General features: G+C 71.9%; 18 protein-coding genes. 2 read left to right on the top strand and 16 right to left on the bottom strand.

Annotated elements, in window-relative coordinates; translation table 11 throughout:
- Positions 1-97 precede the first annotated feature (97 nt).
- Positions 98-1,207, top strand: a complete 1,110-nt coding sequence (locus tag ACYVNR_RS17975; protein WP_461049881.1) for a DNA glycosylase AlkZ-like family protein — start codon at positions 98-100, stop codon at positions 1,205-1,207.
- A gap of 82 nt (positions 1,208-1,289) precedes the next feature.
- On the opposite strand, the gene nusB is transcribed toward ACYVNR_RS17975, so the two are convergent.
- On the bottom strand, positions 1,290-1,703 hold the full coding sequence (gene nusB, locus ACYVNR_RS17970; RefSeq protein WP_458799644.1) for a transcription antitermination factor NusB: 414 nt from the start codon (positions 1,701-1,703) through the stop codon (positions 1,290-1,292).
- Positions 1,704-1,719: 16 nt separating this feature from the next.
- Positions 1,720-2,283 carry an elongation factor P gene (gene efp, locus ACYVNR_RS17965; protein ID WP_045192257.1) on the bottom strand — a complete coding sequence of 188 codons (564 nt, stop codon included), beginning with the start codon at positions 2,281-2,283 and terminating at the stop codon, positions 1,720-1,722.
- 203 nt (positions 2,284-2,486) lie between these two features.
- On the opposite strand from efp, the gene ACYVNR_RS17960 reads away from it, so the two are divergent.
- On the top strand, positions 2,487-4,535 hold the full coding sequence (locus ACYVNR_RS17960) for a HelD family protein (protein WP_461049879.1): 2,049 nt from the start codon (positions 2,487-2,489) through the stop codon (positions 4,533-4,535).
- Positions 4,536-4,538: 3 nt separating this feature from the next.
- On the opposite strand, the gene ACYVNR_RS17955 is transcribed toward ACYVNR_RS17960, so the two are convergent.
- From ACYVNR_RS17955 to ACYVNR_RS17890, 14 genes are all read right to left on the bottom strand, one after another.
- A complete protein-coding gene (locus ACYVNR_RS17955; RefSeq protein WP_045192255.1) occupies positions 4,539-4,832 on the bottom strand; it encodes a hypothetical protein in 294 nt (97 codons plus the stop codon).
- 38 nt (positions 4,833-4,870) lie between these two features.
- Positions 4,871-5,734, bottom strand: a complete 864-nt coding sequence (locus tag ACYVNR_RS17950) for an intradiol ring-cleavage dioxygenase (protein WP_461049877.1) — start codon at positions 5,732-5,734, stop codon at positions 4,871-4,873.
- A gap of 104 nt (positions 5,735-5,838) precedes the next feature.
- On the bottom strand, positions 5,839-6,276 hold the full coding sequence (gene aroQ / locus ACYVNR_RS17945; RefSeq protein WP_045192253.1) for a type II 3-dehydroquinate dehydratase: 438 nt from the start codon (positions 6,274-6,276) through the stop codon (positions 5,839-5,841).
- A 10-nt stretch (positions 6,277-6,286) separates the two neighbouring features.
- Positions 6,287-7,414, bottom strand: coding sequence for a 3-dehydroquinate synthase (gene aroB, locus ACYVNR_RS17940; RefSeq protein WP_461049874.1), 1,128 nt, complete (start codon positions 7,412-7,414; stop codon positions 6,287-6,289).
- Positions 7,411-7,950: a shikimate kinase gene (locus ACYVNR_RS17935; RefSeq protein ID WP_461049872.1), complete on the bottom strand. Its 540-nt coding sequence runs from the start codon at positions 7,948-7,950 to the stop codon at positions 7,411-7,413. The genes aroB and ACYVNR_RS17935 overlap by 4 nt, the downstream gene beginning before the upstream one ends.
- Positions 7,944-9,164 carry a chorismate synthase gene (gene aroC, locus ACYVNR_RS17930; protein ID WP_045192250.1) on the bottom strand — a complete coding sequence of 407 codons (1,221 nt, stop codon included), beginning with the start codon at positions 9,162-9,164 and terminating at the stop codon, positions 7,944-7,946. Before aroC ends, ACYVNR_RS17935 begins: the two co-directional genes overlap by 7 nt.
- Positions 9,165-9,260: 96 nt before the next feature.
- A complete protein-coding gene (locus tag ACYVNR_RS17925) occupies positions 9,261-9,962 on the bottom strand; it encodes a prepilin peptidase (RefSeq protein ID WP_461049870.1) in 702 nt (233 codons plus the stop codon).
- Positions 9,963-9,970: 8 nt separating this feature from the next.
- Entirely contained in the window at positions 9,971-10,879 is a 909-nt protein-coding gene (locus tag ACYVNR_RS17920) for a shikimate dehydrogenase (RefSeq protein WP_461049868.1), read from the bottom strand.
- Positions 10,873-12,126, bottom strand: coding sequence for an endolytic transglycosylase MltG (gene mltG / locus ACYVNR_RS17915; RefSeq protein WP_461049866.1), 1,254 nt, complete (start codon positions 12,124-12,126; stop codon positions 10,873-10,875). The genes ACYVNR_RS17920 and mltG overlap by 7 nt, the downstream gene beginning before the upstream one ends.
- A complete protein-coding gene (ruvX, locus tag ACYVNR_RS17910; RefSeq protein ID WP_461049864.1) occupies positions 12,123-12,653 on the bottom strand; it encodes a Holliday junction resolvase RuvX in 531 nt (176 codons plus the stop codon). The genes mltG and ruvX overlap by 4 nt, the downstream gene beginning before the upstream one ends.
- The gene (gene alaS / locus ACYVNR_RS17905) at positions 12,650-15,322 is read right to left on the bottom strand and encodes an alanine--tRNA ligase (protein ID WP_461049862.1); all 2,673 of its coding nucleotides are present in this window, start codon (positions 15,320-15,322) and stop codon (positions 12,650-12,652) included. The genes ruvX and alaS overlap by 4 nt, the downstream gene beginning before the upstream one ends.
- A 273-nt stretch (positions 15,323-15,595) precedes the next feature.
- On the bottom strand, positions 15,596-16,648 hold the full coding sequence (locus tag ACYVNR_RS17900; protein ID WP_045192245.1) for an ABC transporter ATP-binding protein: 1,053 nt from the start codon (positions 16,646-16,648) through the stop codon (positions 15,596-15,598).
- Complete coding sequence (locus tag ACYVNR_RS17895) at positions 16,645-17,715, bottom strand: ABC transporter ATP-binding protein (RefSeq protein ID WP_052677420.1); 1,071 nt, start codon at positions 17,713-17,715, stop codon at positions 16,645-16,647. The genes ACYVNR_RS17900 and ACYVNR_RS17895 overlap by 4 nt, the downstream gene beginning before the upstream one ends.
- Positions 17,712-18,698 carry an ABC transporter permease gene (locus ACYVNR_RS17890; protein WP_045192244.1) on the bottom strand — a complete coding sequence of 329 codons (987 nt, stop codon included), beginning with the start codon at positions 18,696-18,698 and terminating at the stop codon, positions 17,712-17,714. Before ACYVNR_RS17890 ends, ACYVNR_RS17895 begins: the two co-directional genes overlap by 4 nt.
- Positions 18,699-18,792: the final 94 nt, after the last annotated feature.

Raw genomic sequence — 18,792 nt, 5'->3', positions numbered from 1 at the left:
TCTAGCGGCCACACCCGCGTGGCCCCGAATCGGTCCAGTCCTCGGCACGTCGACGTCCCGGCCGCAGATCGTCCTGGTCGGCGGTTAGCCTCCGACCATGTCGACGGTGGCGACCACGTGGGAGCAGGCGCTGGCCTGGCGGCTGGAGCGACAGCTGGTCGCGCCGGTGGGGCACGAGCCCGTCGTCGAGGTCGTGCAGCGCCTCGGGGCGGTTCCCGCCAAGCAGCAGCGGCTCGCAGAGCTCACGGTCGGCCTGCGTCGCGCGCGCCCGCGCCCCGGAGAGGTCGCCAGGGCGCTCGCCGACGGGCACCTGGTCAACGCGTTCGCGTTCCGCGGGGGCGCCCACTACCTGTCCCCCGAGGACGGCGGCGCGTACCTCGCCCTCCGCGCCGCCGGTCGGCAGTGGGAGCTCAAGAGCTGGCAGGACCACTACCGCCTGCGCCCCCAGGACTGGCCCGCCTTCCGCACGACCGTGCGCGAGGCGCTGGCGGGCGGCCCGCTGACCCTCGCCGAGCTGGGCGCCGCCGTGACCCGCCGGCCGGCATACCGCCATCTGCGCAGCGTCTTCGCCGACGGCGCCGGCACGCTCGTCAAGCCGCTCACGTGGCAGGGCGACATGGGCTTCGGGCCACCGCGCGACGGTCGGGCGACGTTCCAGCGCCTCGACGACAACCCGCGCTGGGCCGGGGTCTGGGAGCTTGAGGAGGCGGGCCCGTATGCCGTCAGCGCCTACCTGCGCGCGTACGGTCCGGCGACGCCCGAGCACGTGCACTACTGGCTCGGCGCCGGCCTGAGCGCCGGCCGCCGCCGCATCGACCGCTGGTGGGAAGGCCTGCGCGAGCGCCTCGAGGCCGTCGACGTCGCCGGCCGCACGGCATACGTCCTCGCCGAGGACCTCGACGACCTGCGCGCCACGGAGCCGACGGATGCCGTGCGGCTGCTGCCGGGCCACGACCCGTGGGTCATGGGGCCCGGCACGAAGGACGACAGCATCGTGCCTCCCGCGCTGCGCACCCAGGTCACGAACGGCGCCGACGTCGTCGTGGTCGGCGGTGTCGTCGGCGGGACGTGGACCGTGCGCCGGGACGAGGTGCACGTCGCGTGGTCGACCGACGACGGGCGGGCCCCCATCAGCGCCCTGGAGGCGGAGGTCGACCGACTGGCGGTCCTGCTGGGCCGTCCCCTCTCCGCGGTGCTCGACACCTGACGCTGACGTGCCCCGACGCCGAAGGGCACCCACCGGGATCGGTGGGTGCCCTTCGGCACGGCGCGGGCGGTGCCCGGACCGGTCAGACGATGGTCGCCTTGACCTCGGCGAGCCGGGCGAGGAGGCCGTTGACGAACGCCGGGGACTCGTCGGTCGACAGCTCGGTCGCGAGCGCCACGGCCTCGGAGATCGCGACCGCGTCGGGGATCTCGTCGTTCCAGAGCACCTCCCACGCGCCGAGCCGCAGGATGGCCCGGTCGACCGCAGGCATGCGGTCGAGGGTCCAGCCCTGGCTGTAGTCGGTGAGGGCGCCGTTGATGTCGTTCCACCGGCTCACGACGCCGCGGACGAGGTCGGCCGTGTAGGGGTTGTTGGCCGCCCGCGACTCACGGTCGCGCAGGCGCTCGTCGAGGAGCGCCTCGGCGTTCATCCCGCGCTGGTCCGCCTCGAAGAGGATGTCGAGGGCCCGCGTGCGGGCCTTGCTGCGTGCTGCCAAGGGAGTTCGAGTCCGCTCAGTCGTTGACGCGGCCGAGGTAGGACCCGTCGCGGGTGTCCACCTTGACCTTCGTGCCGGACTCGAGGAACAGCGGCACGTTGATCTGGGCGCCGGTCTCGAGCGTGGCCGGCTTGGTGCCGCCGGTCGAGCGGTCGCCCTGCAGGCCCGGCTCGGTGTGGGTGATCTCGAGGACGACCGACGCGGGCAGCTCGACGTAGAGGGGCAGGCCCTCGTTGGTGGCCACGATGGCGTTCTGGTTCTCGAGGAGGTAGTTGGCGGCGTCGCCCACGACGGTCTCCGACACGTGGAGCTGGTCGTAGGTGTCGGTGTCCATGAACACGAAGTCGGTGCCGTCCTTGTAGAGGTACTGCATCGTGCGCTTGTCGACGTTGCTCGTCTCGACCTTGGTGCCGGCGTTGAACGTCTTGTCGACGACCTTGCCGGAAAGGACGGCCTTGAGCTTGGTGCGCACGAAGGCCGGGCCCTTGCCGGGCTTCACGTGCTGGAACTCGACGACGGACCAGAGCTGTCCCTCGATGTTGAGCACCATGCCGTTCTTCAGGTCGTTGGTCGTAGCCATCGTTGTGTGTCCACCTTCGTATGCCGGCCGGCTCGGCGCGCGCCGATGGGCACGCCGCAGCCCCGGGCGTTCTTGACTTGGGGAGTTGCCGCACGAGTCTAGCCGCGGGGCCGCCTGATCGCGGAATCGCGCCGGCCGACGCCCGCCGGCACCGGTGTACGCTGGCCCGCTCCCCCCTCCCCTGACGCAGAGAGGTTCGACGCGTGCTCGCCCCCGACACCGACCTGACCGGCGAGCTCGCCCGTGAACAGGCCTACCTCGACGACGCGCGCGAGCAGCTGGCGAGGATGCGCCGGCTGGCGGAGTCCCTCGACGCGTCGAAGGCGAGCGACGCCATCTCGGGCGAGGTGCTCGGCCGCGTGCTGGCACGGCGCATCGCGTCGCTCCAGGACGACCCCCGCACGACCCTCTTCTTCGGCCGCATCGACGTCGACCCGGCCGACGCCCCGGCGGAGCAGTTCCACATCGGCCGCCGCCACGTCTCGGACGAGGCCGGTGACGCGGTGGTCGTCGACTGGCGCGCCCCGATCTCGACCGCGTTCTACCGGGCGTCGCCCCTCGACCCGATGGACGTCGTGCTGCGTCGCCGGTTCGGCGTCGACCGCGGGCGGCTCACGGCCTTCGAGGACGAGCGCCTCCGCGAGCCCGACCAGCAGGACTCGGCGACCGGATCGCTGCTCGCCGCTGAGATCGAGCGCCCGCGCACGGGCCCGATGCGCGACATCGTCTCGACGATCCAGCCCGAGCAGGACGAGATCGTCCGCAGCGACGTCGCGGTGAGCGTCTGCGTGCAGGGCGCACCGGGCACCGGCAAGACCGCGGTCGGGCTGCACCGTGCGGCCTGGCTGCTCTACTCGTTCCGCGAGCGCCTCGACCGGTCGGGCGTGCTCGTCGTCGGTCCGAACCGGGCCTTCCTCGACCACATCGGCGCGGTGCTGCCCTCCCTGGGTGAGGTGCGGGTCGGCCACGCCACGATCGAGACGCTGCTCGAGCACGGCCGGGTGCGCGCCGAGGAGCCCGCCGACGTGGCGACCCTCAAGGGCGACGCGCGTCTCGCGGCGGTGCTGCACCGCGCCGTCTGGTCGCACGTGGCCCGACCGTCGGAACCGCTCGTGGTGCCGCGCGGGGTGCGCAAGTGGCGCGTGCCGGCATACGAGGTGAAGGAGATCCTCGACGAGCTCGCAGCCCGCGGCGTGCGCTACTCGGCCGCTCGTGACCTGCTCCCCCAGCGGCTCGCTCACCACGTGCTCCTCGAGATGGAGCGGTCGGGCGAGGCGCCCGACGACCGCGTCCAGGACGCTGTCGCCAAGTCGCCGGCGGTCAAGAAGTACGTCGCAGCCGTGTGGCCCGCCCTCGACCCGCAGGGCGTGCTGCACCGGCTGCTCTCCGACGCCGAGGCGCTGCGCGAGGCCGCGGGTGACGACCTCACCGCCGACGAGCAGGCGATGCTGTTGTGGCACAAGCCTGCTCGCTCCAAGGGGTCCGCGAAGTGGTCGCGGGCCGACATGGCGCTGCTCGACGAGGTCGACGACGTGCTGCGCCGGGTGCCCAGCCTTGGGCACGTCGTCCTCGACGAGGCGCAGGACCTCTCGCCGATGCAGCTGCGTGCGGTCGGTCGGCGAGCCTCGACCGGCTCGGTCACCGTGCTCGGCGACATCGCCCAGGGCACGACGCCGTGGGCGACCGGCTCGTGGGACGACGCGATGCGCCACCTCGGCAAGGCAGACCACGACCTCGTCGTGCTCGACCGCGGCTTCCGCGTGCCCGCCGTCGTCATCGAGTACGCGGCTCGCCTGCTGCCGCACATGGCGCCGGGGCTGGGCGCCCCGGTGTCGGTGCGCGAGAACCCCGGCCGGCTCGAGCTGCGGCGGGCCGCCGCCGACGAGCTGCACACCGAGGTGGTGCGCGCCGTCGAGACGGCGGCCGCCGCACCGGGCTCGGTGGGTGTCATCGTCGCGGATGCCTCCGTCGAGGCCGTGTCGGCAGCCCTGACGGCAGCGTCGGTGCCGCACGGGCGCCTCGACGTCGACCACGGCGACGACGAGGACCGCCAGGTCGAGGTCGTGCCGGCGAGCGTCGCCAAGGGTCTCGAGTTCGACCGGACCGTCGTCGTGGAGCCGAGCGCCATCGCGGCCGCCGAGCCCGACGAGCGCACCGGCCTGCGCCGCCTCTACGTCGTGCTGACCCGGGCGGTGTCCGAGCTGACGATCGTGCACGCCGAGCCGCTGCCCACGGCCCTCACGACCGACTGACCGCTAGCCGAGACCCCGGTGGGCCGCCCACAGCGCGCCGGCCCGGTCGGCAGCCGCCTCGACGAGCGCGACCAGCTCCGGCCTGTCCGGCACGGTGAAGGACGTGTAGGCCCCTCGCCCACCCTCGACGGGACGCCCGTACGCCTTGACCGCCAGGTGCCCGGTCGGGAGCATCCGGACGTTCAGGGTGTCGAGCCGGAAGGTCTGCCCGCGCCGCGAGTCCGTCCACCGCAGCGGCTCCGGGATCGTCACGTTGATCGCCATCGCGCTGACGACGAGCTCCTCGTCTTCGCCCATGCCGGCAGGCTCTCACGGCGTTGGCTGCGAGCCCTCGTTCACACCCCGATGGTGAGGGCGGCGGTGTAGCCGGTCGAGGCGCTGCCCGACATGGTCGCGAGCTGGTGCGCTCCCCCGTCGTCGCCGAAGACGTTGTCGCTCTGCAGGCTCACCCGCGAGAGGTTGCCGACGCTCTGCTCGTAGCCGCTCGTCGCGTAGACCGCCTCGCAGGCGGCCTGCGGCAGCGCGATCTGCGACGTCTTGACGATGGGTCCGCTGGAGGTGGCGTCCTCGACCTTCGAGTAGACCTCGAAGTGCACGTGCGGCCAACGGCCGGCGTAGCAGCCCGGGTAGATCGAGGTGAACGTCGCGGTGCCGGACTCGTCGGTGGCCTGCACGCCGCGGAGGTAGTTCTCGTCCTCGGCGCCCTGGCTGTACATCGAGTAGAGCCCGTCACGGTCGCAGTGCCAGGCGTAGACGGCGGCCCCGACGAGGGCCGAGCTCGTCGAGAGGTCCTTCACCGTCAGCTTGATGGTGAGAGGGACGCCCTCAGCCGTCGTGGTCGAGGAGCCGATGCTGCTGCGGATGTCCTGGCGCACGATGCCCGAGTCGTCGAGCACGTTCTGGCCGTTGGAGCCGTCGCCCGGGAACGGTCCCGCCGTCTCGTCGGGAGCCTCGACCAGCGCCGCGCCGCTGCCGGCGGTCGAGGAGACCGAGCCCGATGCCGCTGCCGACCCGGCGGTCGTCGGCGACGACGTGCTGCACGCGGCGAGCGCACCTGCGACGCCAAGCCCCCCGAGCAGGGTCAACGCCCGTCGCCGGTCCACGAGGGTCCGGAGGTCGAACACGAGGCCACGGTCGTGGTCCTCGATCTCGTTGCCGTGCTCGTCGACGCATTCGGGTCCGGGCGTCATGGGGGTCATCGGCGTGCCTTCCGTCACGGGGCCGGACGAGCCCCTCCTCGCACCATGGTCGGCCGGGGGCCAGTGGCCCTCCCGTGCGACGGCTGTCGGTCTGCTGTGCCGCTTCAGACGAGGGCGCGCAGGGCCAGCAGGTAGGACTGCAGGCCGAACCCGGCGACCGTGCCGGTGGCGACGCCCGCCACGACGGACGTGTGGCGGAACTCCTCGCGGGTGGCGGGGTTGGACAGGTGCACCTCGACGAGGCTGCGCCCGCTCGTGGTGACGATCGCGCAGGCGTCGCGCACGGCATACGAGTAGTGCGTGAAGGCGCCCGGGTTGAGCACGACGTCGGCGCCGGCGTCGACGGCCTCGTGCAGCCAGTCGATGAGCTCGCCCTCGTGGTTGGTCTGCCGGCAGTCGGCGACGAGGCCCAGGTCACGGGCCTCGCGCTGGACGGCGGCGTGCACGTCGTCGAGCGTGTCGGAGCCGTAGACCTCGGGCTCGCGCGTGCCCAGACGGTTCAGGTTGGGGCCCGACAGGACGAAGACCGTGGGTGCCGTCATGGCCGGCAGTCTAGTGAGCGGAGCCCTGGTGGGGCCGCGACACGAGGCCGTATGCCGCCTGGAGCAGCACGTCGTCGGGGCCCACCAGGCGGGTGGGCTCGGCCAGCCCGTCGAGGACGACGAAGCGCAGCGTCGACCCGCGCGACTTCTTGTCGCGGCGCATGGCTGCGAGGAGGTCGTCCCAGCGCCCGGCCGCATACGTCGTGGGCAGCCCGAGCGACTCGAGGACCGCCCGGTGCCGCGCGACCAGCGCGTCGCCGTCGGGGCCGCTGAGGTGGCCGGCGAGGCGGGCGAGCTCGGCGACGTAGACCATGCCGACGCTGATCGCCTCGCCGTGGCGCCAGGTGTACTGCTCGACCTGCTCGATCGCGTGGCCGAAGGTGTGGCCGTAGTTGAGGATCTCGCGCAGCGAGCTCTCCTTGAGATCGGCGGCGACGACCTCGGCCTTGACGCGGACGGCCCGCTCGACGAGCTCGCGCAGGTGCGGGTTGGCGGCGCTGCGCGCGCGGTCCGCGTCGTCGGCGACGGCCGCCTCGACGAGCTCGAGGATGACGGGGTCGGCGATGAAGCCGCACTTGACGACCTCGGCGAGACCCGCGACGAGGTCGGCCCGGGGCAGCGTGTCGAGCACGTCGACGTCGCAGAGCACCCCGGCCGGCGGGTGGAAGGCGCCGACGAGGTTCTTCCCCTCGGCCGTGTTGATGCCGGTCTTGCCGCCGACCGCGGCGTCGACCATGCCGAGCAGGGTCGTCGGCACCTGCACGACGCGCACGCCGCGCAGCCAGGACGCGGCGACGAAGCCGGCGAGGTCGGTGACCGTGCCGCCGCCGACACCGACGACGGCGTCGGTGCGGGTGAAGCCCGCTCGGCCCAGCCGGCCCCAGAGGTCCGCGACGACCGAGGCGGACTTGGCCGCCTCGGCGTCGGGCGCCTCGGCAGCGTGGACGGTGAGCCCGCGGGCCTCGAGGGCCGACGTGACGCGCGACGTCAGCTCGGGCAGCGTGGGTGGGTGCACGACGAGGACGCGCTCGACGTCGGCGCCGAGCAGCTCGGGCACCCGGTCGAGCACGCCGGACCCGATGACGACGTCGTAGTCGGCGCCGACGGCGATCGTCGTCGGCGCCTGCCTGGCGGTCACGCGTTGGCCGCCTCGAGCGCGGCGACGATGGTCTCGACGACCTCGTCGGGGGTGCGCCCCGCGGTGTCGACGCGCAGGGTCGAGACCCGCTCGTAGGTGGGCCGCCGGGAGTTCATCATGGCCACCCACGACGCGCGAGGGTTGACCGACAGCAGCGGGCGGGAGCGGTCGAAGCCGATGCGCTTGCTCGCGTCGGCGATGGCGACGTCGAGGAAGACGACGACGTGACCGGCGAGGGCCTCCTCGGTGAGGGGGTCCATCACGGCTCCCCCGCCGACCGAGACGACGCCGGACTGCTCGACGAGGGACCGCGCCACCTCGGCTCGTTCGAGGGCGCGGAAGGCGGGCTCGCCGTCGTCGACGAAGATGTCGGAGATCGAGCGACCCTGCGCGGCCTCGATCGCGGAGTCGACGTCGTGGAACGCGACGCCGAGCCGGGCCGCGAGAGCCTGGCCGACGGTCGTCTTGCCGGCGCCGGGCGGCCCGACGACGACGGCCACGGGACGGGTGGTGCCGGGAGCGGGGTCGTTCACCACGTGCGCAGCCCCTCACGGATGCCGTCGAGGTATGCCGTGTGGTTGCGTGCCGTCTCGGTGACCGAGTCACCGCCGAACTTCTCGAGGCACGACTGGGCCAGCACGAGCGCGACCATCGCCTCGGCCACCACCCCGGCGGCCGGCACGGCGCACACGTCGGAACGCTGGTGGATCGCGGTCGCTGCCTCACCGGTGGCGACGTCGACCGTCGAGAGCGCCCTCGGCACGGTGCTGATCGGCTTCATGGCGGCCCGGACGCGCAGCACCTGGCCGGTGGACATGCCGCCCTCGGTGCCTCCGGCGCGGCCCGTGCGACGGGTGATGACGCCGTCGACGACCTCCATCTCGTCGTGCGCCTCGGAGCCGCGGCGACGGGCGGTCTCGAAGCCGTCGCCGACCTCGACGCCCTTGATGGCCTGGATGCTCATGAGCGCCTGCGCGAGCTGCCCGTCGAGCTTGCGGTCCCAGTGCACGTGCGAGCCCAGACCCGGTGGCAGCCCGTAGGCGAGCACCTCGACGACGCCGCCGAGGGTGTCGCCGTCCTTCTTCGCGGCGTCGACCTCGGCGACCATCGCAGCCGACCCGGCGGGGTCGAACGCGCGGACGGGGTCGGCATCGAGCCGCTCGACGTCGTCGGGGGTGGGCAGCGCGGCGTCGGCGGGCACCGAGGCCGTGCCGATGGAGACCGTGTGCGAGACGAGACGGATGCCGTAGGCCTGCTCGAGGAACCGGGCGGCGACCTCACCGAGGGCGACACGTGCGGCGGTCTCGCGGGCCGAGGCGCGCTCGAGGATGGGCCGTGCGTCGTCATGGCCGTACTTCTGCATGCCGACGAGGTCGGCGTGCCCGGGACGCGGCCGGGTCAGCGGCTTGTTGCGGGCGATCTCCTTCTCGGCATTGACGTCGTCGGACGCCGCGAACGCCTCGTCGGTGACCGCCTCGGGGCTCATGACGGTCGTCCACTTCGGCCACTCGCTGTTGCCGACCCGGACCGCGATCGGCGATCCGAGCGTGACGCCGTGGCGCAGACCCCCGAGGAACTCGACCTCGTCCTGCTCGAACTTCATCCGGGCGCCGCGACCGTAGCCGAGGCGGCGGCGGGACAGGGCGGCCTGGAGGTCCTTCGCGCCGACCTCGACCCCTGCAGGGAGGCCCTCGATCATGGCGACGAGTGCGGGCCCGTGCGACTCACCGGCCGTCAACCAACGCAACATGTCTCGATCCTCCCACGCGGGCCCGCAGCGGCTCCGACCCGCCCGCTCCGCGGGACCGGGCGCGACCGGGACGCCCGCCCGGTCCCCGCGGGTGCCTCACAGGAAGGGGCGCACCTGAACGACGAGCGCGACCAGCAGGCCCACGAGCATCCACGGCCCGAACGCGATGTCGTCCTTCCGGGTGCCGCGCCGCAGCACGAGCCGCACCACGCCGTAGAGACCGGCGAGCAGGAAGGCGGCGTACGACGCCACGAGCGTGGTCGACACGCTGACGTAGCCGGTGGCGAGCCCCACCAGCCCGGCGAGGGTGACGTCACCGAAGCCGAAGCCGCTGCCGAGCAGGGCGGCGACGAGGGCGAGCACGAAGTAGATCGCCCACAGCACGACCCCGGCAACGGCCGCCCGACGCAGCGCCTCCCAGTCGCCCGAGGCGAGCGACGCCAGCGCGAGCTGCCCGACGAGCATCGGGTATGCCGGCCGGGTCAGTCCCCGTGGCAGGCGGTGGACGTCGGCGTCGATCCACGCGAGCGCGACGGCCACGAAGGCGAACCCGAGGTAGGCCGGGGCGAGCGCCCACTGCGCCAGCGGGCCGAAGCGCCAGGCCACCAGTCCCCACAGCAGCGCGAGGACGACCGGTACGGCAGCGGACGAGAGCCGGGGCGGGCGCCCGAGCTCGTCGTCGAGGCGGTAGCCACCGGTCGCGAGCCGCCTGCGCAGCACCTCCCCGACGGCACCACCTGCGACAGCGAGGACGACCACGAACCATGCCGGCGCACCCGGTGCGTCGACCCAGGTCACGGGGAGGCTCACCGAGCCGGGTCCGGTGTCTGGGAGGGCCGGCGCCTACCGGTGGTGGCGCGCTGCGCGAGGGCGTCGCGCAACGCCTCCGACATGGCAGCGAGCGGCGCGGGCAGACCCGTCATGAGGCGTACCTGCTCGGTGGCCTGGTGCAGCAGCATGTCGGTGCCCTCGGCGACCGGCCAGCCGAGCTCGGCGGCGGCCCGCTGCAGCGGGGTGCGGCCCGTGCCGTAGACGACGTCGAGGACGGCGGGGCCGCGAGGGGTTCGTGCCGAGGCGTGGTCGAGCCGGTCCAGCCTCTCGAGCCCCGTCACGGACGACGGGGGCACGGTGCTCACGACAGCGTCGACGTCACGCACGGCCTCCCACCGGCCCATGGGCACCACCTCGACCGCCGTGCCCGCCGCGCGGGCCTGCGCCAGGGTCTCGGGACGGACGCGGTCGCGCACCATGAAGACGACCCTCGCCGGGGGCGAGGTGATCGTGGCCAGCGCCGACCTCGCGGTCGCGCCGGACCCCAGGACGAGAAGGCTCGAGGGCGCCGGGCACCCGGCGAGCTCGAGCGCCGTCCGGATGCCGTGCACGTCGGTGTTGTGGGCCGTCCACGCCGACGGGTCGTCGGCGTCGCGAACGAGGGTGTTGGCCGCTCCCGTCGCGGCGGCCAGCGGCGTGACGGTGCGCGCCGCACGCAGGCCGACCTCCTTGAGCGGCATCGTCAGGGACAGTCCGCGCCACGAGCCGTCGAGGCCGCCGAACGCGTCGGGGAAGGCGGCCTCGTCGACGTCACGTCGCGCGTACTCCCAGCCGGTGAGGCCCAGCGCGGCGTAGGCGGCCCGGTGCAGGACAGGCGACAGCGAGTGCACGACGGGGCTGCCCCACACCGCACAGCGGTGGAGCGCCGACCCCTCGCTCAGCACTTGCCCTTGTTGTCGGCACACCACTTCTGGAACTCCGCGACGTAGCGCTGGTGCTCGGGATAGGTCGCCGCGAACTTCGTCTCTCCCGTGTCGAGGTTGACCGTGACGAAGAAGAGCCAGGGGCCTGCTGCGGGGTTGGCGGCCGCCTTGAGCGCGCCCTCACCGGGGTTGGAGATGGGACCGGGCGGTAGGCCGGGGAAGCGACGGGTGTTGTAGGGGCTGGGGTTGTCGAGCATCTCCTGGGTGGGCACGCCACGCTTGCGGTAGATGTAGTTGACCGTCGAGTCCAGGCCGAGCGACATGTTCTGGGCGAGTCGGTTCTCGACGACGCGGGCGACCTTGGCGCGGTCGGCGTCGGTCTGGGCCTCGCCCTCGACCAGGCTGGCGACGGTGACGACGCGCTCCATCTGCGCGGGCGTGATGCCGAGCGTCTCGAGGCGCTTCGTCGACTCGGCCACCATCTCCTTGAGCTGCTCGAGCGCCGACGTGGAGGGCGGGAACTCGTAGCTGGCCGGGAACAGGTAGCCCTCGATGTTGCCGCGCGCCGACGGCGGCAGCCCCAGCTCGTCGACCTTCTTGGCGGCGGCGGAGTACTCGGCGACCGGGATGCCGGAGGTCTTGGACAGGCGGGCGTAGATCTCGTCGGCCCTGAGGCCCTCGGGGATCACGACCCGCGTGATGAGCCGGTTCTTCGGGTCGACGAGGACGGCGAGGGCGTCCGACGCCTTCATCTGCTTCTTCAGCGTGTAGATGCCCGGCTGGATGCCCGCGCTCTTGGGGTTCTCGTTGGCGGCCTCGATGAAGGCCTTGCTCGACTTGACGACGTCCTGGTCGACCAGCGCCTTCGCGATCGCGCTGCCTCTGGCGCCCTCGTCGACGGTGACGTTGACCTCGCCGCTGCCCGGGCCGGGGTAGTCGTTGGACTCGAGCAAGCCCTCCACGACCGGGCGGAGCGCCTTGTAGGCGACGGCCACGCCGCCGCCGATCACAGCCAGGGCCAGCACGATGACGAGCAGGCGCCGGAACACGGACGGCTTGCCAGGCCCGCTGCCGGGGGTCGAGCCCGCGGCGCGCTTGCGTCGCCCGCCCTTGCGCGCCGCCTCCTGCGCCTCGCGCATCTCGCGCCGGCTCATCGGGGCGGGTGCGGTGTGCGGCTCGTCGAAGTGCTCGCCGTGCGTCGGGTAGCCAGCGTGGTCGAGGTGCTCCTCGTGGTCGCCGAAGATGGAGGTCTCGAGATGGTCCTTCATCGGCGGCGTTCCTTCTTCCGTTTGCCCCCTGGCGAGACGGTCTCCCCTGCTGGTCTTCCTGATCGTGCCTCGGTGTCCAGCGCGGACTGGAGGATGAGCACGGCTGCTGCCTGGTCGACGACGGCACGCTGCCCGCGGCCCGGGACACCGCTGTCGCGAAGTCTGCGGTGCGCGTCGACGGTCGTCAAGCGTTCATCGACCATACGCACACCCACGCTACCGAGTCGAGAGGCCAGATCGGCCGCGTAGGCCCGGGCGATCCGCGCGGCCTCGCCCTCCTCTCCCGACAGGAGCCGGGGAAGCCCCACGACGACCTCGATGGCCTCGAGCTCGGCGACGAGCGCCACGAGGGCGTCGACGTCGCTGTTGCCCTCGGCGTCACGGGGCAGGGTGCGCATCGGGTGCGCGAACACCCCCGACGGGTCGCTGGCCGCGACACCGACGCGGGCGTTGCCCACGTCGACGCCGATGCGCACGCCGTGCCGGGGTTGGCCGCCGTGCGGTGGATGGGCGCCGGGCGAGGTCACGCGCCCCGCTGCCGCAGCTGGTCCTCGACCGCACCGAGAGCCGCCGACACCATCGCGGCGTCGGTGCCGCCGCCCTGGGCGAGGTCGTCCTTGCCGCCACCGCCGCCGCCGAGCGTCTGCGCGGCGACCTTCACGAAGACCCCGGCCTTGAGCCCCGCCTCGCGGGCGCGCTCGTTCGTCGCGACGATGACGACCGGACGGTCGTTGTTGACGGCGGCCATCGACACGAGCGCGGGGTGGTCGTTGCCGAGCCGTCCGCGTACGTCGGTGACGAGCTTGCGCAGGTCGTCGCCCGTCACGCCGACACCGGCGTCGTGGCTCACGAAGGTGACACCGCCGATGTCGCGCGCCGAGGCGACGAGCCCGCTCGCCGCACCGAGCACCTGGCTCTGGCGCACGGCCGCGATCTCCTTCTCGGCGTCGCGCAGGCGACCGATGATCGTGGCGACGCGGTCGGCGAGCTCGTCGCGCCGCACGCCGAGGGTGTCGGTGAGCTGGCTGACGATCGTGGCCTCACGGGCCAGGTGGGAGTACGCGTCGGCGCCGACGAGCGCCTCGACACGCCGCACACCCGAGCCGATGGAGCTCTCGCCGAGCAGCTTGACGACGCCGATCTGACCGACACGCGGCGTGTGCGTGCCGACACAGAGCTCACGCGACCACTCGCCGATGGAGACGACGCGCACGCGCTCGCCGTACTTCTCGCCGAACAGCGCCATCGCGCCGAGCTTCTTGGCCGCGTCGAGGTCCATGATGTCGGCGGTCACGGGAAGGTCGTCGAGCAGCACCGCGTTGATGCGCGCCTCGATCTCACCCATCGCCGCGGCAGGCACCGCCTGCAGCGACTTGAAGTCGAAGCGGAGCCGGCCGGGCGAGTTCTCCGAACCCGCCTGGGTCGCGGTGTCGCCGAGCTCGTCGCGCAGCGCCTGGTGCACCATGTGGGTCGCCGTGTGGGCACGGGAGATGGACCGGCGACGGAACACGTCGACCTCGGCCTCGGCGTCCTCGCCGACGCCCACCTCGCCCTCGATCACCTTCGCCCGGTGCACGACGAGACCCGTGATCGGCCGCTGGACGTCCGTCACCTCGATGAGCGCGCCGTTCGCGAGGCGGATGCGGCCGTGGTCGGCCTGCTGGCCACCGGACTCGGCGTAGAGCGGGGTGCGGTCCAGCACGATCTCGACGTCGTCGCCCTGACCGACCCGGTCGACGAGCTCGCCGTCGCGGATCAGGCCGCGCACCCGGGTGTCGGTGAGCGTCTGGTCGTAGCCGGTGAACTCGACCTGGCGACCGAGCTCGTCGGAGAGGCGGCGGTAGACGCTCGTGTCACCGTGCGCCGACTTCTTCGCCCGGGCGTCCGCCTTCGCGCGGTCGCGCTGCTCGCCCATGAGCCGCCGGAAGCCCGCCTCGTCGACCTGAAGGCCCTGCTCCGCCGCCATCTCGAGCGTGAGGTCGATCGGGAAGCCGTAGGTGTCGTGCAGCGCGAACGCCTCGGAGCCGCCGAGCACGGTCGAGCCGGACGACTTGGCCTTCGCCACCGCCGTGTCGAGGATCGTCGTGCCAGAGCTCAGCGTGCGACGGAACGCGTCCTCCTCGGCGTACGCGACCTGGCTGATGCGCGCGAAGTCGGTCTCGAGCTCGGGGTAGGACGCCTTCATCCGCTCCATGCTCACCGGCAGCAGCTGCTCGAGGGTGGGCGCGTCGACGCCGAGCAGGCGCATCGAGCGGACCGCGCGACGCAGCAGTCGGCGCAGCACGTAGCCGCGACCCTCGTTGCCCGGCGTCACGCCGTCACCGATGAGCATGAGCGAGCTGCGCACGTGGTCGGCCACGACCCGGAAGCGCACGTCGTCGTCGTGGTCGGCGCCGTAGCGGCGACCGCTGAGGTCCTCGGCGGCCGCGATGACGGGGAAGACCTCGTCGGTCTCGTAGATGTTGTCGACGCCCTGGAGCAGGAACGCGACGCGCTCGAGGCCCATGCCGGTGTCGATGTTGCGCTTGGGCAGGTCGCCCGCGATGTCGAAGTCCTCCTTGGACCTGACGTTCTCGAGCTCGTACTGCATGAAGACGAGGTTCCAGAACTCGAGGTAGCGGTCGCCCGCCTCCCAGTCCCCGTCGGCGCCGAACTCGGGGCCGCGGTCGAGGAGGATCTCGGAACAGGGGCCACCGGGGCCGGCCACGCCCATGTTCCAGTAGTTGTCCTTGCGCCCGAGGCGCACGATGCGGTCGTCGGAGAGCCCCGCGACCTTCTTCCACAGCGCGATGGCCTCGTCGTCCTCGTGGTAGACGGACGCGTAGAGGTCCTTCTCGTCGAAGCCGAGGCCGCCCTCGGACTGGCTGCGCGTGATGAGCTCCCACGCGAGCCCGATGGCGCCTTCCTTGAAGTAGTCGCCGAAGCTGAAGTTTCCGTTCATCTGGAAGAACGTGCCGTGGCGGGTCGTCTTGCCGACCTCCTCGATGTCGAGGGTGCGCACGCACTTCTGCACGCTCGTGGCGCGGTCGAACGGCGGGGTCTCCTGGCCGAGGAAGTACGGCTTGAACGGGACCATGCCGGCGTTGACGAACAGCAGGTTCGGGTCCTCGTGCACGAGCGGAGCGCTCGGGACGACGGTGTGGCCGTTGTTCTCGAAGTAGGAGAGCCAGCGGCGGCGGATCTCAGCGGTTTCCATGTGATGTCCTCGAGGTGGATCTGTGGCTGGTGGGTTCGGGGCGGGGTCGGCGTGCGCCTCAGCAGGGCGCGACCGACCCCCAGCGGGCTCGTGCCGCCACGCTCGCCACCACCGTGCTTTTCGTGTCCATCACGCCGACAACCCTAACCGACCGCGTGACACGAGTCCCACCACCTTTGCGACGGTGCCGGGCACCACGCACGTATGCCGCTGGGCCGGCCCCCGTGCGGGAGCCGGCCCAGCGGCATACGGCAGGTGTGACGGAGCCGGCGCTCAGGCGGAGTGCTCGACCTCGGCGACGAGGTCGGTCTTGACCTCCGGGAAGTGGCAGGCCTGCAGGTGCACGCCACCCTCGCGGAAGGCCCGTGTCGACTCCTCGGCCGTTGCCGTGACGAGCGGCGGCTCCTGCTGGGCGCAGATGTCCTGAGCCTTCCAGCACCGGGTGCGGAAGCGGCAGCCGCTCGGCGGGTCGATGGGGCTCGGCACGTCGCCGACGAGACGGATGCGCTCCTTCGGGGCGATGCCGCGCGCGACGTTGATGTCGGGCGCCGCCGAGAGCAGGGCCTGGGTGTACGGGTGCTCGGGGGCCTCGTAGATCTTCTTCTTGTCGCCGTACTCGACGATCTTGCCGAGGTACATCACCGCGACCTGGTCGCAGAAGTGCCGCACGACGCCGAGGTCGTGCGCGACGAAGATGAACGCGAGACCGAGCTCGTTGCGCAGCTTGGCCAGCAGGTTCATCACCTGCGCCTGGATCGACACGTCGAGGGCCGAGACCGGCTCGTCGGCGATGATGAGCTTCGGCTCCACCGCCAGCGCGCGGGCGATGCCGATGCGCTGGCGCTGCCCACCGGAGAACTCCGACGGGTAGCGGTTGATGTGCTCGGGGTTGAGACCGACGAGCTCGAGGAGCTCCTGGACCCGGGCCTTCTCCTTGCCCTGGTGCAGGCCGTGCACCTTGAGCGGGGACGAGAGGATCGAGCCGACCGTGTGCCTCGGGTTCAGCGAGGAGTACGGGTCCTGGAAGATCATCTGCACGTCGCGGCGGATGCCTCGGAGCTCGCGCTCCTTGAGGTGCGTGATGTCGCGTCCCTCGAACTCGATGGTGCCGGCGGTGGGCTCGTCGAGGCGCGTCACGAGGCGCGACGTCGTCGACTTGCCACAGCCGGACTCGCCGACGAGGCCCAGCGTCTGGCCCTGCTTGACCGTGAAGCTGATGCCGTCGACGGCCTTGACCGTCGCGCGCACCATCTTCAGGCCCTGGACCTCGCGGAACGGGAAGTGTCGCTGGAGGTCGGTGACCTTGAGCAGCGTCTGGTCGCTCATCGGACTCCCTCGTCGTTCTGCAGCGTGGCCACGGGGTCGGCCAGGTGGCAGCGGATCTCACGGTTGTGCAGGCCCGGCGTCGGCCGCCACTCGGGCAGCGTCGTGGAGCACGCGTCGCCGGGCACCTGGTCCTTGAAGACGCACCGCGGGTGGAAGGAGCAGCCCGACGGCAGGTTGAGCAGGCTGGGCGGGGTGCCCGGGATCGCCTTGAGCTCGTCGAGGTCCTCCGAGTGCGACGGCAGCGACTGCAGCAGGCCGTACGTGTACGGCATGGACGGCTGCGCCAGCACCTCCTTCGCGTTGCCCTTCTCGACGCCACGGCCGGCGTACATCACGAGGATGTCGTCGGCGGTCTCGGCGACGACCGCGAGGTCGTGCGTGATGAGGATGACCGCCGAGCCGAACTCCTTCTGGAGGTCGTTGACGAGGTCGAGGATCTGCGCCTGGACGGTCACGTCGAGGGCCGTGGTGGGCTCGTCGGCGATGAGCAGCTTCGGGTTGTTCACCAGGCCGAGCGCGATCATGGCGCGCTGGCGCATGCCGCCCGAGAACTCGTGCGGGTACTGGTTGGCCCGGCGCTGCGGGTTCGGGATGCCGACGAGGTCGAGCATCTCGACCGCGCGCTTGTGGGCGATCTGCTTGCTGACCTTGTGGTGCGCCTGGTACGCCTCGGCGATCTGCTTGCCGATCTTGTGGAACGGGTGCAGCGAGCTCTGCGGGTCCTGGAAGACCATCGCCGCCTTGGTGCTGCGGATCTTCTGGAACGTCGATGCCGGCGCGCCGACGAGCTCGAGGCCGTCGAGCTTGATGCTCCCCGTGATCTGGGTGCGCTTCGGGTTGTGCAGGCCGAGCACGGCCATGCTGCTGACGGACTTGCCCGAGCCCGACTCGCCGACGATGGCGAGCGTGCGGCCGAGGCGGGCCTGGTAGGTCAGGTTCGAGACGGCCCGGACCACACCCTCCTCGGTCGGGAAGGCGACGGAGAGGTCGTTGACGTCGAGCACGACGTCGCCGGCGTCGCGCGCCTCGGCGGTCTGGGTCGAGATGGTGTTCGCGGTTGCGGTCACGAGAGCCTCACTCGCGGGTCGATGAAGGAGTACGCGATGTCGACGAGGAGGTTCATCACGACGACGACCGTGGCTCCGATGAGCACGCTACCCATGATCACGGGCAGGTCGAGGGCGCGGAACGCCGTGATGGTCCGCCGGCCGATGCCGTCGACGCCGAAGATCTGCTCGGTGATGAGCGTTCCGGTGAGGAGGGCGGCCATGTCGAGGCCCAGGATCGTGGCGATCGGGCTCATCGCGGCGCGGAAGCCGTGCTTGAACAGCACGGTGCGCTCGGTGATGCCCTTGGACCGGGCCGTGCGGATGTAGTCCATCGACAACGTGTCGAGCATCGAGTTGCGGGTGTAGCGCGTGTACTGGGACGAGGTGACGAGCCCCAGGATGAGCGCGGGCGCGACCATGCCCACGAAGTAGGGGCCGACGCCGCTCGACAACGGTGCGTACTGCGGCAGCAGGCCCCAGAGCACCACGGGGTAGAGCGCGGTGAGCAGCGCGAGCACGTAGTACGGGATGGCGCCCATGACCTGCGAGACGCCGACGACGATCCGATCGGTCGGGGTGCCGCGTCGGGTGGCGGCGAAGATGCCGCTCGTGACACCGACGGTCACGAAGATGACGGCGGCCATCAGCGCCAGCACGACCGTGTTGGGGAAGCGCGAGAAGAGCTCGTCGTTGACCGACTGGCGGGTGACGAACGAGAACCCGAGGCAGGGGGCGCCACAGTGGACGGTGTCGCCCGCGTAGACGAAGTCACGGCCGACGATCAGACCCTGGAAGTAGTCGGTGAACTGCGTGACCAGAGGCTTGTCCAGACCGAGGCTGCGGCTGATCTGCGCCAGACGCTCGGGGGTGCACCGGCTCTCCGGGCACATCGCCTGTGCGGGATCTCCCGGCCCGGCGAAGAACAGCAAGAAGGTCGAGACCAGGGTGGCAAGGATGACGCTCAGGGCGAGGGCCAGGCGCCTGAGGAGGTAGGTGAGCACGGGTTGCCTTCCGAACGGGGTGGGCGCCGGAGGTGGGGGTCCGGGATGTCCCGGACCCCCACCGCGGCTGTCAGTTCAGCGGAGCCGCCCCCGA

Source organism: Terrabacter koreensis (genome assembly GCF_054783315.1).
Note: the sequence above shows the minus strand (reverse complement) of the source record. Positions and strands in the feature narration are given on the sequence as shown.

What these genes read in the sequence shown, in the direction of transcription:
- ACYVNR_RS17975 (WP_461049881.1), top strand. Translation starts at nt 98, where the DNA reads ATGTCGACGGTGGCGACCACGTGGGAGCAGGCGCTGGCCTGGCGGCTG.
- efp (WP_045192257.1), bottom strand. Translation starts at nt 2,283, where the DNA reads ATGGCTACGACCAACGACCTGAAGAACGGCATGGTGCTCAACATCGAG.
- ACYVNR_RS17955 (WP_045192255.1), bottom strand. Translation starts at nt 4,832, where the DNA reads ATGGGCGAAGACGAGGAGCTCGTCGTCAGCGCGATGGCGATCAACGTG.
- ACYVNR_RS17950 (WP_461049877.1), bottom strand. Translation starts at nt 5,734, where the DNA reads ATGACCCCCATGACGCCCGGACCCGAATGCGTCGACGAGCACGGCAAC.
- aroQ (WP_045192253.1), bottom strand. Translation starts at nt 6,276, where the DNA reads ATGACGGCACCCACGGTCTTCGTCCTGTCGGGCCCCAACCTGAACCGT.
- aroC (WP_045192250.1), bottom strand. Translation starts at nt 9,164, where the DNA reads ATGTTGCGTTGGTTGACGGCCGGTGAGTCGCACGGGCCCGCACTCGTC.
- mltG (WP_461049866.1), bottom strand. Translation starts at nt 12,126, where the DNA reads ATGAAGGACCATCTCGAGACCTCCATCTTCGGCGACCACGAGGAGCAC.
- alaS (WP_461049862.1), bottom strand. Translation starts at nt 15,322, where the DNA reads ATGGAAACCGCTGAGATCCGCCGCCGCTGGCTCTCCTACTTCGAGAAC.
- ACYVNR_RS17900 (WP_045192245.1), bottom strand. Translation starts at nt 16,648, where the DNA reads ATGAGCGACCAGACGCTGCTCAAGGTCACCGACCTCCAGCGACACTTC.